This is a genomic window from Pseudonocardia sp. Cha107L01 (assembly GCF_052566575.1).
The window spans coordinates 2,176,920-2,192,320 of the sequence record NZ_CP199579.1; the positions used below are offsets into that span (position 1 = coordinate 2,176,920).

The window sequence follows — 15,401 nt, forward strand, 5'->3', positions numbered from 1 at the left end:
GTATGTCTACGCAGAGCAAAGGCGCAACGGGCGCGCGGCTCTGCGTATGCCTACGCAGAGCAAAGGCGCACGGCCCGGCCGCTCAGCGCTCCGCCCGGCCGCCCCGCCGCTCTCCGTCAAGCGCCCAGCTGGCCCACCTCGAGCACCGCCTTGCCGAGCACTCGACGCCCACGCAAGGCCTCGACCGCCTCGCCGACCCGCTCCCAGCTCCCGTGCCACCCGATCTGCGGGTCCAGCTTGCCGGCCGCCAGCAGGCCGGCCAGATACGCCAGGTCCGGGCCGACCCCCGAGCCGATGTTGAACGCTTCCACCCGGGCGTCCGGATTGTGGATCCTGGCCTGCTCGAAGTCGATGGTGGTGGGGGCCAGCGATGCCATTCCCACGCTCAGCGCCACCCCGCCGGGTGAGAGCAGCGCGTAGCAACGGGCCAGCAGGGGGCCGCCCACGTTGTCGATCACCGCGTGCACCGGTCCGCCGACCTCACCGACATCGGAGACGACCTCGGCCGCACCCAGCTCCCGCAGCCCTCGGCCACGCTCCACCGAGCCGACCAGCGCCACCACCCGTGCACCCGCGTGCGCGGCGAGCTGGACCGCGAACCGTCCGACGCCGCCGGATGCCCCCGTGACCAGCACCCGCCGCCCGACCACCGAACCCAGCCGGCGGACCGCCCGCAACGCGGTCACCCCGGCGACCGGGAGCGCGGCGGCGGGCGCATGATCGACCGAGGACGGCAGCACGGCGAGCTCGGCCACGTCCACCACCCGGCGCTCCGCCCAGCCGCCGCTCCAACCGAAGGTCACCACCCGGGTGCCGGCCGGCGGACCGCTGCCGTCACCCGCCGAGGCGAGCACCACCCCGGAGGCATCCCATCCCGGTACCCCGCCGACGGGTTGGTGGTTGCCGAGGAAGGCCACCTCGCCAAAGTTCAGCGACGTGGCGGCCACCTCGACGAGCGCCTCACCGGGCCCGGGTACGGGGTCCGGAAGGTCGCTCAGCCGCAGCCCGTGCGGCGCGGCCGGATCGTGGATCAGTGCTCTCATGGCGACCATCCTGAGCAGACCCGGACCGAAGCACCAAGAGCTGCTGTAATAGCCGACAGCTATGGACCGCGCCCGGCCCGCCCAGGCCCGGCCCGCCCAAACCCGACCCGGCCGGCCGACCCGGCCGGCCGCAACAGCTCAGCCGATGACCTTGGAGATCCAGCCGACCAGGTCGGAGTTCACCTCGTCGCGGTTGGTCTCGTTGAAGATCTCGTGGCGGGCCCCGGGGTAGACGTGCACCGTGATGTCGGCCAACCCGGCCGCCTGGTACCGCTCGACCAACGGGTTGAGCAGCGCCAGGCCGCCGTTGACCGGGTCCGCGTCGCCGACCGCGATGTAGAGCGGCAGGTCGGAGCGCACCTTGGCCAGCTCGGCGGGGTCGGCCGGCCGGCGCGCCCCGACGAACATCGCCTTGCCGGACGGGCCGTCCACCCCGAAGCCGCAGCGTGGGTCGGCCACGTACGCGTCCACCTGGGCGTCGTCGCGGCTGAGCCAGTCGTAGTCGGTGCGGGCCGGTGCGAACGCGGCGTTGAACACGGCCAGGTCCATCGGCTCGTCCAGGTTCAGCGCCGGCTCGAGCAGGTCGATGGCGGCCGTCCCGCTGAGCACCGCGGCACTGACCCGGTCACTGTTGTCCACCAGGTACTGCTGCACCGCGAACGAGCCCATGCTGTGCCCCAGCAGCACCAGCGGAAGGTCGGGGTGGTCGGCCCGGATCACGTCGGTCAGCCGGCCGATGTCGGCCACCAGCTCGGTCCAACCGTCCGGACCCAGCACGCCGTAGTTCTCCGGTGACCCCGCGGTCGCGCCGTGGCCCCGGTGGTCCTGGCCGTACACGACGAGGCCGCGCGCGTTCAGTACGGCGGCGAGCTCCCCGTAGCGCCGGACGTGTTCGCCCATGCCGTGGGTCAGCTGGACAACGCCGGCAGGGGAGCCGGTCGGATCCCAGCGGTACGCGGTGATGGTGACTCCGCCGGCGGACGGATAGCTGAGGGTGGTCGGGGCGGCGGCGCACATCGTCGGTGCTGCTCCTTCGGCTCGGCGAATCGTCGTGAACTCGACGATCCGCGACGCTACCCGTGCGACGGCCGGTCCGGTCCGACCGAACGGGGGTGCCCGCCGGGCCGGACCCATCGCGGGGGCCCTGCCGGCGCCACCGAACTGAGAGCGCGGCGGCCCCGGAACGGGGATGGCTCCATCCAGCGATACCCAGGGTTACCGGGCAGTCCTAGACTGCGCGCCATGACTGAGACCCCGCCCACCGAGCACGGCGAGTCGAACGGCCGCGACGACGCGGGCGCCGGGAGCCCGGTGGGTGCCGCGGCGCAGGCCAAGGAGCAGGGCTTTCCCTGGCAACTCGGCCTCGCGGTGGTTGCCTGGGTGATACTCGGCGCGCTGCTGATCGTCTCGGCACTCGGCTCGAGTTCCACGTCCGGCGGCGCGGATCAGGCCAGCGTCGACAAGATTCAGGGCACGCTGGGTGACTCCGCTGTGGCCACCAACACCACCGCGCATCCCACCCTGATGCTGTTGCTGGGTCTGGTCGTGCTGCTGATGGCGCTGTTGCTGCTGATCGGGCAGGGCTGGGCGCGACTCGTGCTCGGGGTGCTCGGGGTGCTCGCGGTGATCCTGTTCGCGGTCGGTGGCCGCTGGGAGGCGATCATCGCGTTCGCCGTGCTGGTCGTGGGTAGCGTCCCGTTGCTCGCCCCCTCCGTGCATCGCTATCTGACTTCCTCCTGACCCGGTTCCACCGGCGGTCGGAACGCCCTGACCAGCCTAATTGGTGTCGGCAATAGCTGACCGTTAGACTATTGACTCATCGAGCTTCGGCTCGCGGGCGGCCAACGCCGGCTGCCGGGCACAGCGACGGAGGTGTCGCGGATGGGCCAGCAAGTCTGCTCCCGGGCGATGTCGCTGCGCGAAGCCGACAACGGCGCCCCGTGGTTGGCCACCGGGCACCGGCTATCCCCGGCGCGGCTCGAGGAGACCCTCGACGTGGCCGGCCGGGCCGGCGCACTGCTCGGCTGGACCGAAACTCCCGCTCCGTACCAGCTCAGCGACCGTGCGACCGCGCAGGAACTGCTGGCCAGGGCCTGGCGCGAGATCACCGATCAGCTGGCCGTCGCGGCCGGAACCGACCCGGACCGGCTCGGTGAGCTGATCGCCCTGCTCACCGATCTGAAGGCCGCCGATGAGCGGGTGCGCGACGAGTTCCTGGCCCGGCAGAGCTCGGCGGCCCGGGTGGTCCGCGAGGCGCTGGATGTGTTGCGCGACGTGGACACGGTCGCGCAGCTGACCGAGCGGGCCCCGTTGGCGGTGTCCACCATCGGGTTCGACCGGGCGGTGCTGTCCCGGATCGAGCAGTCGGTGTGGATCGCGGAGACCGCCTACGTGGCCAAGGACCCCGGCTGGGCCGACGAGATCCGCCGCGCCGGAAGTGACCAGCCGCGCACGCTGGACGGATCCCTGCTGGAGACCCAGATCGTGCGCCGGAACCGGCCGTTGGTGGTCAATGGCCTGGCCGACCGCACCGATCTGCACCGGGCATTGATTGATACCTCGATGACCCGGTCCTACGCCGCCGCGCCCATCGTCGGCTGGGGGCGGGTGATCGGGTTCCTGCACGCGGACTGCTACCACCAGCGGCGCAACCTCGACGCGATGGACCGCGACCTGCTCTGGATGTTCTGCGCCGGGCTGGGCACGCTGATCACCAGGGCCGCCGCGCTGGACGAGCTGAACCGACTGCGCGGTGAGCTGCGGCGACTGGCTGACGGCCCTGGCACCGAGGGCGGCACTCCCGGTGCCGGGCTGTCCTGGTCACGGCCAGCACCGGAAATCCCGTTCGGCCAGCCGGAGCCGTTCACCGGCCGAGGCGGCCGGCCGCCGGCCGAGCTCAAGCCCGAGCTCACCCGCCGTGAGCTGGACGTATTGCGGCTGATGTCCGGCGGCCGCACCAACGGCCAGATCGCGCGACAGCTGGTTATCGCGGAGGGCACCGTCAAGTCGCACGTCAAACACATCCTGCGCAAGCTCGACGCCGCCAACCGCGCGGAAGCCGTCTCCCGGTGGCTGCGGACCGAGCGAGCTGGCGGCTCAGCACGTACGGGCTATTCCCGATCCCGGGTTGGCGCAACGTAAGGCGTATCTCATCGGGCTAACAGCCGTTAGGTCAGAAGAGTCGGTCAGCCCTCTGACCGGCGCGGACGGTGAGATTCGGGCTTCAACCGAGGCCGGGGACGATGCCGCCAAACGGGTGATGTGTCAGATACCTCCCGATCGGGGGGTGGAGATGCCTCCTACTGATGATGTAGCGCGCGAACGAAGTCGGGATGATGCTCTCTCATGGTGTGTCAGTGGGCCCTTTGGAGCTTCACGCTGATGCGCGGGTACCGCCACCCCGAATGGCGGAACCCAGGCTCCCCGCAACTAGCGGGTGGGGGAGCGGCGGGGACCGCCGCTCTCGACGTCGTACCGGGCAGTGCTGCCGGGGCGGCGCGCCAGTGAGAAATGGATGGAGTGAGAGATGACGACCCCAGTGCAAGGCACCGGGACGCTCGGTTCTCCCGGGAATACCAAGGCAGTCGCCGCGCCGAAGTTCGGCAAGGGGCTGCGTTCTGCTCGAGGCGCGGCCACCAGGCCACTCCAGCAGGCCGGAGAGATGCTGGAGCTCCTGATCGCAGTGATCAAGAGCGCGGTCACCAACCCCAGGGGTTACTGGGGCGACGTCCGCGAGCAGATGTTCGAAATTCTCAAGCTCTGCTGGTTGCCGATGATCATCTCGACAACCGCGTTCGGGTTCGGGGCTCCGGGTCTGCAGGGTGGAAACATCTTCCTGCTCTTTGGTATCCCGGAACGTCTCGGCTCGTTCTTCCTGATGGCGAGCGTTCGTGAGTTCGCGCCATGGATCAACGCGATGGTCGTGGCCGGCGTGATGGGCACGGCGATCACGGCGGACCTCGGAGCGCGACGCATCCGGGAGGAGTTCGACGCCATGGAGGTTCTCGGCGTCGACCCCATCCGGACGATCATCCTGCCTCGAGTGATCGCGCTGACGATCATGACCGGCCTGATGGACGTCGTTGCACTGTCGTTCGGCGTGTTCGGTGGACTGCTCGCCGCGTGGGAGCTGGACGCCAACACCAACGCTTACTTCGGCAACTTCTGGAACAACGCCACGACGACCGACATGTGGTGCAGCGTCGTCAAGACCGCGCTGTTCGGCCTGATCATCGGCGTGGTGTGCTGCTACAAGGGATACCGGGCCGAGGGTGGCCCGATCGGTGTGGGTCGCGCGGTGAACCAGGCCGTCGTGATCGCGTTCGCCGGGATCTGGATGTTCAACTTCGCGTTCACGACCCTCATGCTCGGGCTCAACCCCGACATGCAGGTCTACCGGTAAGCGGGAGGAGCTGACATGACGATTACCGAAGATCGGTCAGGCCCGCCCGTACCTGGGCCCAACGGCGCACCGCCTCCCACCAAGCCGACGCCCGTGGAGGGCATCAAGAACGTCCTCGGCTCGGTCGGTGAGATCGCCCGATTCAGCGGGAGTGTTATCCGCTCCCTGCCGGACGTGCGGAAGTACAGCACCGAGGTTTTCCACCAGGCCGGCATTCTGATCCTGTCCAGCGGCCTGATCATCTGGGTCATGCAAGGTGTCATGGGCACCGAGTGCGGCCTCGAAGCCAGCTACACCCTCAAGCAGATCGGTGCGCCGATCTACTCGGGTGTGTTCAACGCCTGGTGCTCACTGCGCGAGATGGCGCCCTACATGTGGGGCTATATCTTCGCGGCCAAGGTGGGCTGCGGTCTGGTCGCTGAACTCGGCTCCATGCGCATCGCGGACGAGATCGACGCGATGGAGGTCATGGGGATCAAGTCCCGGAGTTACCTGGTCGGCACCCGGATCCTCGCGGTGTGGATCGCAATGCCGTTCCTCTACACGGTTGGTCTCGGCGTCATGTACGTCACCGCGTACCTGGTCACCGTGGTCAACCTCGGCGGGGTATCCCCAGGTGGTTACCTCTACATCTTCTGGCTGTACCAGAATCCAGCGGACTTCTTGTACTCCCAGATAAAGATCATGGCGATGGGGACGGTCATCACATTTGTCGGGTGCTACTACGGCTTCACCGCCAGAGGCGGTTCGGTCGGAGTGGGGCGAAATACGGCGAAGTCGATGATGTTGAACATGGTTCTGATTCACATCGTCGGCGTACTCGGGACGCAGCTCTTCTGGGGTCTGTCCCCGAACGCACCGATCGCTAACTGATGACGGCCCTCTGACCATTCACACAGGAGCGACATGTCCTTCAATTCGACCGTGGGCAGCCGGGATTCTTCCCGGCTGCCCACGGAGGGCAACGGCAAGCACGCGGCGCACAGCATGGAAGTGCGCAACCTGCACAAGTCGTTCGGCACCGCGACGATCCTGTCGGGTCTGGATCTGATGTTCCAGGACGATGCGATCACCACGATTCTGGGGCCTTCGGGTACCGGTAAGAGTGTGTTGATCAAGCATCTGGTGGGGTTGTTGGAGCCGGACGACGGCGAGGTGTTGATCTTCGGTCGGGATCTGTGGCAGATCTCGGAGAAGGAGCGCTACGAGCTCCGGACTCGGATGGGGGTGCTGTTCCAGGACGGGGCGCTGTTCGGGTCGTTGAACGTCTATGACAACACGGCGTTCCCGTTGCGCAAGCACACCGACAAGTCCGAGGACGAGATCCGCGAGATCGTGATGAAGCGGCTCACCGAGGTGGGGTTGGAGAAGTCGTGGGCGAAGCTGCCCAACGAGGTCTCCGGCGGTATGCGCAAGCGCGCCGGGTTCGCCCGTGCGTTGGTGATGGACCCCTCGATCGTGTTCTTCGACGAGCCGGACTCGGGTCTGGACCCGGTGCGGACGAGCCTGTTGAACGACCTGATTCTGGATATGCACGCCGAGCACAAGGGCACGTATCTGTTGGTGACGCACGACATCCGGACCGCGCGCAAGGTCAGCGACTACGTCGGGCTGATCTGGAAGGGCAAGGTCGTGCACTACGGCGAGGCCGAGGAGGCGTTCGCGTCAGAGGACCCGTTCGTCCGCCAGTTCCTGTCCGGTGAGTCCGCCGGACCACTCGGAATGGATTAGCCAAGCATGCGCCTGTACGTCGTCCTGGGGGGAGCCATCGCGCTGGTTATAGCCGGCGTATGGTTCCTTGCCGGGAATACCTATACCGTCAAGGTAGCCCTGCCATCGGCCACCAACATTGTCAACGGCGGCACAGTCCAACTGAACGGCTTCGAAGTCGGCTCAGTATCAAGCATTCAAGCTCAGGACAATCAGGCTATTCTTGAGCTGAAAATTGATCGCGACTATGCTCCGCTCCATGAAGGAGCGGTCGTGTCCGTCCCTTTTAAGGCCCTGCTGGGTGAACGCGTCGTTGACATCACGGATGGACCGTCAACGAACGCGAAAATCCCGAGCCATGGCCTAATTGAGGGTCAGATGCCAAAGCCTACTGAGTTCGACCAAATCCTTAACACTCTTGACGCCCCCACTCTAGACCACCTGAAGTCGCTGGTCAACGGATTGGACAACACCGTCAAGGGACACGAGGGTGACGTCAATGCGACGCTGACCGCCTCCGGACCAGCACTGAACGCCCTCGGTGGCGTTCTGGATGCAATTGGTACCGACGGGCCGGCTATTCGAGCCCTGGTCACGCGGCTGAACGAACTCACCGGCACGGTCGCCGACCACCAGGGCGACGTACGCACCATCGTGACTCAACTGACGCGGCTGACTTCCCTCGCCGCGAGCCGTCAACAGCAGCTCCGCGACTCCCTGAGCGCGCTCCCCCCCACGCTTCGGACGGCGAAGACGACTCTCGACAAGGTGCCACCGGTAGCGGATGACGTCGTTCCGCTGCTGCACGACCTGGACCCGGCCACCGAGCGGCTCAAGTCGGTCGCCGGCAACCTGCACCCCCTGTTGAAGGACCTGCGCCCGGCGCTGCACGACCTGCGGCCGACCATCAAGGCGCTGAACGAGCTCCTGGACAACACCCCGGGCCTGTTCGACACCGCGCACGAGACGTTCCCGGATCTGACCAAGGCCCTGGACAACCTGTCCGAGCCGCTGAACTTCCTGCGGCCGTACACGCCGGAAGCCGTCGGCTGGCTGTCCAACTGGAACTCGGCGTTCTCCAACTTCGACTCGAACGGCCACTACGCCCGCATCTTCGTGCAGGCAGGCGCCGGCGACCCGACCATCAACCCGGGCATCGTGCCGCCGGGTGTCCGGGAGAGCCCGTACCCGCTGCCCGGTCAGAACGGCGGGACTCCTTGGACCGACGCATTCGGAAGCGGTGTGCGATGAGTAGTCAACCGTTCCCGATGCAGGTGTCGAAAGCCCGTGTGGTGGCCGTCGCGCTGGTCGCGGTCGGCAGCTGCACGGCCGGCGCGGGCAGCTACGCGATCCAGGCCAGCCAGGAGCGGACCATCGTGGTCGCGGAGTTCCGCGACGCCTCCCCGATGCTGGTCGGCAACGACATCAAGCTGCACGGGGTGAAGGTCGGCGACGTGGCCGGCATGACCGAGGAGAACGGCATCGCCAAGGTGGCGCTGGATCTGGGCCCCGAGGCACTGCCACTGCACACCGACGCCCGGGCCACCGTACGGCCGGTCAGCCTCCTCGGTGAGCGGTACATGGACCTGGACACCGGCACCGCCAACGCTCCGCTGCTCAAGACCGGCGGCGTGATCCCGGTGACCCAGACCAGCCAGAACGCCGACCTCGACGAGGTCCTCAACGTCTTCGACGACAAGACCGGCCAGTCGCTGGCCGCCTTCGTCGCCGTACTCGGTGAGGGCATGCGGGGCAACGGTGCCGACCTGGACGGCGCGATCAAGGCCCTCGCCCCGGCGATGACCCAGACCGACCAGTTCGTCAAGGTGCTACAGGCGCAGAACGCCACACTGAACAGCCTGGTGGACAACCTCCAACCGGTGGCCTCCTCACTGGCCCAGGACAACGGCAAGACCATGGACAGCCTGGTTGCGTCGACCAGTTCCCTGCTGAACACCACGTCGACCAACGTGGCGGCGCTGAACGACACGCTGCAGGAGCTGCCGAGCTCGCTGGCCGCCGCCCGGCACACCCTGGGCAACCTGGCCGACACCGCGGAGGACACCACGCCTCTGCTGCGCTCGATCCGGCCGACCACGGACAACCTGAAGGACATCAGCGGCGAGCTGAAGCACTTCTCGCACTCGGCCGACCCCGCACTGGACAAGCTGGTGCCGGTGCTGGACAAGGGCACAAAGATGCTCGAGCAGCTCAAGCCGGTGGCCCGGGAGCTCCGCGCGGCGGGCCCGGACATGACCGACACCGCCAAGGGCCTGCGGCCGATCGTCGAGCAGCTCAGCGGCAACATCGACAACGTGCTCAACTTCATCCGGTACTGGGCACTGACCACCAACGGCAAGGATGGTCTCTCGCACTACTTCCGGGCGCACCTGAACGTCGAGCCGACCGCGGCCACCGGCAACATCCCGGGCGCCATCGGAAACGCAGGCCTGGGCGGTCGGGACCCGGCACCGGACTCCGGCCACCCGGCCAACCACGGCCCGGGTGTGCCGACCGGACTTCTCGCCCCGGACAACTCCGGGGACGGCAGCGCGACCGGGCTCAATGAAAAGCAGGAGAGCGGCGCTCTCGGCTTCATGCTGGGAGGTGACCACTGATGGTCAAGCGGTCGGTAATGCGCCGGCGTCGAGCCGTTGTGCTCGGCGCGGGTGTACTGATCTTCTTCTTCGCTCTGGTGACGCTGTCCCTGATCTCCCAGCAGGGTCTGCCGTTCGCCCCCCGCACCACGGTCAAGGCGGCCTTCGAGGATGTCGGTTCGCTCCGTACCGGCGACGACGTCCGGATCGCCAACATCCGGGTCGGCTACGTCCAGCAGGTCGACCTGGTGGACGCGACCAACGCGCCCAACGGGCAGAGCAAGCTGGCCGTCGCCATTCTGCGGCTGGACGGTGAGCGCCCGGTCTACAAGAACGCACAGGCGATCACCGCATCGGTCGGTGCCCGGTCCGCACTGGGCCAGAAGTTCGTCGAGCTGAACCCGGGCGACCCGTCCGCCGGGCTCCTGCCCGCTGACGCGGTGGTACCGGCGGTGCACACGGTCGGCGCGCAGGAGATCTCCGACGTGCTCTCGGTGCTCGACGAGCCCACCCGCCAGGCCATCGGCTCCTTCGTCCGCAACGTGGGTGGCGGGCTGGCCGGGCACGGGCGAGACTTCAACCTGGCCGCGGCCGCGTTCCCCGACGTACTGCCCGACCTGGGCACCGTCTCCGACGCGTTCTCCAACAACGGCGGGCGGGACACCGCTTCGCTGCTGCGCAGCACCAACGAGCTGTCGGTCTCGTTCATCGGCCGGCAGGAGCAGATCGGTCAGCTGCTCGGCAAGCTGGACAAGACGTTCGCCGGCTTCAACGCCGACAACGGCGCGCCGCTGGCGCAGACCCTGCAGACCGCGCCGGACTCGCTGCGCCAGACCCGCGCGGCGCTGCAGTCCCTGGACGGTCCGCTGGCGAACACCGCGGTGGCGGCGAAGGACCTGCAGCCGGGCGGCGACGCGCTGGGCCGGGCAACTCCGGACTTCCGGGGATTCCTGGTGGACAGCCGGTCGCCGCTGGACAAGGTGCCCGGTGTGTCGGATGACGCACGCGGTCCGATCGACGACCTGAAAGGCACCTTCGAGGATGCGCAGCCGTTGGCTCCCATGCTGAGCGACGCGTTCGGTCGGGGTGGCGCGTTGGCTCAGATCATCAGCCCGTTCTCCCCGGAGGCGTCGCTGTTCTTCACCAACGCCACCGACGCGCTCAAGGTCGGTAACGACAACTACCACGCGCTCCGCGTCGACACCGGCGTTGGCCACGAGCAGGCCTTCGACGCGATCTCGGCGCCGATCCGGGACCCGCTGCAGAGTCGTGACCCATATCCCGCACCGGGTGAGGCCGCCAAGCAGAGCCAGGGCCTGCCGGGCGTTCCGAAGACGGGGAGGACCGGAAGGTGAAGAACTTCTTCTTGAAGATCTTCGGCGGCCCGGTGGTACACGGGCACCGGACGCTCTCCGCCTGGAAGCTCGGACTGGGCTTCCTGGTCGGCGTGCTGATCATCGGCTGGGGTGTGTTCAACAAGGCCCAGGTCACCACCTGGCTGCACCCGGGCGAGACGATCAAGGTCAACTTCGCCAGTGACTACCGGCTGCGGCCCTACTTCAGCCAGGTGAAGATCGCCTACGTGCCGGTCGGCATGGTGACCGGCGTGGAGCAGAAGGACGACGGGACCGCGATGGTCGACGTCAAGCTGTACAACGGCAGCCGCGACCGGCTCGGCAGCGAACCGTCCGCGACGATCCGCCCGACCACGATCCTCGGTGGCAACTACTTCCTCGACCTGGAGCCGGGCGGGGACCGGGGACGGTTCAACGACGAGGTGATCCCGGTGACCCGGGCCCACCTCCCGGTCGAGCTGGACAAGGTGGCCAAGGCACTGCAGCCGGACGCACTCGCCGGCATGAAGGGCACGGTCGTCAAGTTCGACGAGACCCTGGCCGGGGGCGGCACCGCGGCGCTGCAGCGGCTCGCCGCCGATGCACCGTCCTCGCTCGGCCCGACCGGCGAGGTGCTGGACGCGCTGCGCGGGACCGACCCGAACCACGACCTGACGAACGTGGTCAGCGGGTTCGAGGCCACCGCGAGGGAGCTGGCCGAGCCCAAGGGCCGGCTGGACTCGATCCTGAGCGACCTGGCCGCCACCAGCGCGGTGTTCGGCAACCGCAGCCAGGACTTCTCGGCCACGCTGGACGAGCTGCCCGACTCGCTGCACACCGCCGATCGCGGCCTGCACCGGTTGAACAAGACGCTCGACGTGCTGCAGGACACCGCGAGCGACATCCGGCCCAGCGCACGGGAGCTGGACAAGACGCTCAAGCATCTGGACCCGGTGATCAAGCGGGCCCGCCCGGTGGTCAGCGACCTGCGTGACGTCCTGGACGACGCCCGGCCGCTGCTGGAGAACCTGGTGGACAACACCAGCGACCTGGACGACGTGCTGCGCGACCTCAAGGGTCCGGTGCTGGACCGGGTGAACGGTCGGATCTCCGACCTGATCCTGGGCAGCTTCCACGGCTCCGGGCCGTACGCACAGACCTCGACCGACAAGCCGGTCTTCGAGGAACTGGGCTACGCGGTCGCCGACCTGGACCGGGCAACCATCCAGACCAAGGACGGCTCGGGCATCGCATTCCAGCCGATGCCGCAGCCGGAGCCCGGGGAGAACGTGATCCAGAACAACGGTCAGGGACGCGGTGAGACATTGGAGCGCAGTGTGGTTGACCCGCTTCGGATCAACCCGCCGATCCAGTCGCCCGGTACGCCGCCGCACGCCTCACCGGGGCACCCGCAGCTGCTGCCGATGATGGGTGGGGAGGGCAAGTGACCAGCCCCAGTCGCCGCGAGCGCGCGGCCCACGCATTCGAGCGGGTCAGGACCGAGCCAGGTCTGGCCAGGAACACCATCGTGATGTTCGCGTTGATCGCGATCGCCGCGGTGGTGGGCGGGATCATCCTGGCGAACCAGCGGTTCGTCGCACCGTGGGACAACCGCCAGGTGTTCTACGCGAGCTTCGCGGCCACCCCGGGTATCAGCCCCGGTAACGGCCAGGAAGTCCGGATCGCGGGTGTCAACGTCGGCGACATCGTCGGCGCGGACATCGACGACACCGGCCACGCCCGGCTCGAGATGTCGATCGAGCGCGGTCACCACCTGTACGAGAACGCCAAGCTCGTCCTGCGACCGAAGAGCCCGCTGAACGAGATGTACGTGACCATCGCGCCGGGTGGGCCGCCGTCGAAGGAGATCGCCGACGGCTACACCTACCCGGAGTCGAACACGGTGCGCCCGGTGCAGGTCGACGAGGTGCTGGACCACCTCGACGACAACGCCCAGGCATCGCTCACCTCGCTGCTGGCGGAGTCGGACGTGGCGTTGACCAACGCGAAGTCCGACCTGCCCGGTGGCCTGGACGCGACCCGGATCGTGGGCAACGACCTCAAGCCGGTCGCCCAGCAGCTCGCGCTGCGCAAGGAGAAGATCCGCACCCTGATCACCGCGCTCGGCCAGATCTCCAACGCGGTCGGCGGCGACGACAAGCGGTTGGCCACCCTGGCCACCGGGCTGCAGACCACGCTGCACTCGTTCGGCACGCACGAGCCGCAGTTCGACCAGACGCTGTCCGAACTGCCGGGTCTGGTGCACAACCTGAAGCGCTCCACGCACGCCGTGCAGGAGCTGTCCGACCAGCTCGACCCGACGCTGCACGATCTGCAGGACGCGTCGGAGGAGTTCCCGGACGCGCTGCGCAAGCTGCGCGACACCGGCGACAAGCTGGACGACGTGGTCGATTCGGCCAAGCCGTTCCTGCACGAGCTGCGTCACGTCGTGAAGGACCTGCGGCCGTTCTCCGACGAGCTCTGCGACAACCTGCCGGAGCTGAGGGCGTCCACCAGGCACCTCGACCCGGTGACCAACGCACTGCTGCCCTACCTGCCCGACGTCGCGGCGTTCACCATCCAGACGCGCTCGATCGTGAGCACCGAGGACGCCAACGGCGGCATCCTGCGGGGTAACGCCCCGGTCGACGCGCAGATCGTGCCGCCGGTGCTGGGTGTCAACAACGGCCTCAGGCCGCTGCCGGCGCCCGGCGTGGACGAGGGCACGACGACGCTGCAGAAGCTGGTACCGACCGGGCCGGGAGGCCAGCCGGCACCGAGGCAGGACGGTTCCTCCGTCCACACGAAGCCGGACAAGACCCCGGGTGAGGACAACAACTCGGGCCTGCTGCCCGCACCTGGCGGCGGCGGCTCATCCTCGGGCGGACTGTTCTCGCTGCCTGGCAAGAAGAACTGAGGGGTCAGGGAATGAGACTGTCCGCAAGGGTCGTACAGCTGACCACGCTGATCCTGTTCGGAATTCTGTGTGTCGTGGTGTTCTCCTACCTCTGGATCAACTCCGGCGGCAAGATCCCGGGCATCACCAAGACCTCGTACCGGGTCACGGCCGACTTCCCGAGGGTCGCCAACCTGGTGTACTTCGGCGACGTCATGGTGTCCGGCGTGAAGGTCGGCAAGGTCCAGGACGTGATCCCGGAAGGCGATCACGCCAAGGTGGTGATGGACCTGGACAGCTACAAGCCGCTGCACCAGGGCGCCACCGCGCAGATGCGGGCCAAGACACTGGTCGAGGAAAGCTTCGTGGAGATCCTCGACGGCACCGGCCCGCCCATGCCGTCGGGCTGGATGATGCCGCCTGGCTCCGGCAAGCCACCGACACAGCTCAACGACGTGCTGGTGTCCCTGGACGGCAAGACCAGGGGCGCACTGGCCTCGGAGATGCGCTCGCTGGGCGCGGCCACCGAGGGCACCCAGTCGTCCATCTCGGCGGCGGTCCAGGGTCTGGGGGCCATCGGCCGGGGCGGCCACACCGCGCTCGACGCGCTGGCCGCCCAGTCCGACGACCTCAAGGCGCTGACCGGCAACACGGCGGCCATGATGACCGCGCTGAACACCCAGCGCGGCGAGATCGCCCAGCTCGTGGAGGACGCCAACCGGCTCACCACCGCGACGTCCGACGGCCAGGATGACCTCAAGGAGGTCATGCGGACGCTGCCGCCGGTACTGCACAGCGCCCGCAACGCCAGCCACGCCGTGACCGACATCGGCAACGCGCTGGACCCGGTGGCCCGACACCTGCACGACGCGGGCCCGGACCTGTCGGCCGCGCTGGAGGAGCTGCCGGACGTGTCGAGGGACCTTCGGGACCTGCTTCCCGACCTGAACAGTGCCCTGCACAAGGCCCCGGATACCCTGCACCGCGTGCCGGACTTCTCCGACGACTCGCACGATCTGTTCCCGCAGACGGTCACCGACCTGCGGGACCTGAACCCGATGCTGGGCTACCTCAAGCCGTACGCGCCGGAGCTGGCGTCTGTGCTGGCCAACTTCGCGCAGACCTTGGCGCACGGCGACGCGAACGGCCGGTACTTCAAGACGCTGCTGATTGTGAACGAGCAGTCCGCGAAGGACTTCCCGATCAACACCAACATCGGCCCGTTGGCGAAGTTCAACCCGTACCCGAAGCCTGGTCAGGGTTATGACCCCGGTCCGGTGGGTCGACCGTTCACCCGAGTGGAGAAGGCGCCGCCCGGATGATCCGACGGTTACTTGGCAAGAAACACGCGGAGCGGCCCACCAGCCGCACTCGTGGCACGGACAGCGGTATCGGGGGCCGGTTGAGTCGTCTTGTGCG

The 15,401-nt window shown here is 68.0% G+C and carries 13 protein-coding genes; 11 read left to right on the plus strand and 2 right to left on the minus strand.

What is annotated here, in order from left to right; genetic code table 11:
* Positions 1-116: 116 nt before the first annotated feature.
* Both ACTXG6_RS10445 and ACTXG6_RS10450 read right to left on the minus strand, forming a co-directional pair.
* Positions 117-1,043, minus strand: coding sequence for a zinc-binding dehydrogenase (locus ACTXG6_RS10445; protein WP_445187565.1), 927 nt, complete (start codon positions 1,041-1,043; stop codon positions 117-119).
* Positions 1,044-1,181: 138 nt separating this feature from the next.
* A complete protein-coding gene (locus tag ACTXG6_RS10450) occupies positions 1,182-2,060 on the minus strand; it encodes an alpha/beta fold hydrolase (RefSeq protein ID WP_445187566.1) in 879 nt (292 codons plus the stop codon).
* A 225-nt stretch (positions 2,061-2,285) separates the two neighbouring features.
* Here ACTXG6_RS10450 and ACTXG6_RS10455 point away from each other — a divergent pair, with 225 nt between their 5' ends.
* The 11 genes from ACTXG6_RS10455 (at position 2,286) to ACTXG6_RS10505 (ending at position 15,304) form a co-directional block, all read left to right on the plus strand.
* Positions 2,286-2,783, plus strand: coding sequence for a hypothetical protein (locus ACTXG6_RS10455; protein ID WP_445187567.1), 498 nt, complete (start codon positions 2,286-2,288; stop codon positions 2,781-2,783).
* A gap of 141 nt (positions 2,784-2,924) precedes the next feature.
* On the plus strand, positions 2,925-4,184 hold the full coding sequence (locus ACTXG6_RS10460) for a LuxR C-terminal-related transcriptional regulator (RefSeq protein ID WP_445187568.1): 1,260 nt from the start codon (positions 2,925-2,927) through the stop codon (positions 4,182-4,184).
* 385 nt (positions 4,185-4,569) lie between these two features.
* Entirely contained in the window at positions 4,570-5,445 is an 876-nt protein-coding gene (locus tag ACTXG6_RS10465; protein WP_445187569.1) for an MlaE family ABC transporter permease, read from the plus strand.
* A gap of 15 nt (positions 5,446-5,460) precedes the next feature.
* Positions 5,461-6,318: an ABC transporter permease gene (locus ACTXG6_RS10470; protein ID WP_445187570.1), complete on the plus strand. Its 858-nt coding sequence runs from the start codon at positions 5,461-5,463 to the stop codon at positions 6,316-6,318.
* 33 nt (positions 6,319-6,351) lie between these two features.
* Complete coding sequence (locus ACTXG6_RS10475) at positions 6,352-7,176, plus strand: ABC transporter ATP-binding protein (RefSeq protein ID WP_445187571.1); 825 nt, start codon at positions 6,352-6,354, stop codon at positions 7,174-7,176.
* A 6-nt stretch (positions 7,177-7,182) separates the two neighbouring features.
* The gene (locus ACTXG6_RS10480; protein WP_445187572.1) at positions 7,183-8,406 is read left to right on the plus strand and encodes an MlaD family protein; all 1,224 of its coding nucleotides are present in this window, start codon (positions 7,183-7,185) and stop codon (positions 8,404-8,406) included.
* Positions 8,403-9,773 (plus strand): MlaD family protein, encoded by a 1,371-nt coding sequence (locus ACTXG6_RS10485; RefSeq protein ID WP_445187573.1) that lies wholly within the window; start codon positions 8,403-8,405, stop codon positions 9,771-9,773. Before ACTXG6_RS10480 ends, ACTXG6_RS10485 begins: the two co-directional genes overlap by 4 nt.
* Positions 9,773-11,107, plus strand: coding sequence for an MlaD family protein (locus ACTXG6_RS10490; protein ID WP_445187574.1), 1,335 nt, complete (start codon positions 9,773-9,775; stop codon positions 11,105-11,107). Before ACTXG6_RS10485 ends, ACTXG6_RS10490 begins: the two co-directional genes overlap by 1 nt.
* Positions 11,104-12,534: an MlaD family protein gene (locus tag ACTXG6_RS10495; RefSeq protein ID WP_445187575.1), complete on the plus strand. Its 1,431-nt coding sequence runs from the start codon at positions 11,104-11,106 to the stop codon at positions 12,532-12,534. Before ACTXG6_RS10490 ends, ACTXG6_RS10495 begins: the two co-directional genes overlap by 4 nt.
* Entirely contained in the window at positions 12,531-14,003 is a 1,473-nt protein-coding gene (locus ACTXG6_RS10500; protein WP_445187576.1) for an MlaD family protein, read from the plus strand. The genes ACTXG6_RS10495 and ACTXG6_RS10500 overlap by 4 nt, the downstream gene beginning before the upstream one ends.
* Positions 14,004-14,014: 11 nt before the next feature.
* Entirely contained in the window at positions 14,015-15,304 is a 1,290-nt protein-coding gene (locus ACTXG6_RS10505; protein WP_445187577.1) for an MlaD family protein, read from the plus strand.
* The last annotated feature ends 97 nt before the right edge of the window (positions 15,305-15,401 follow it).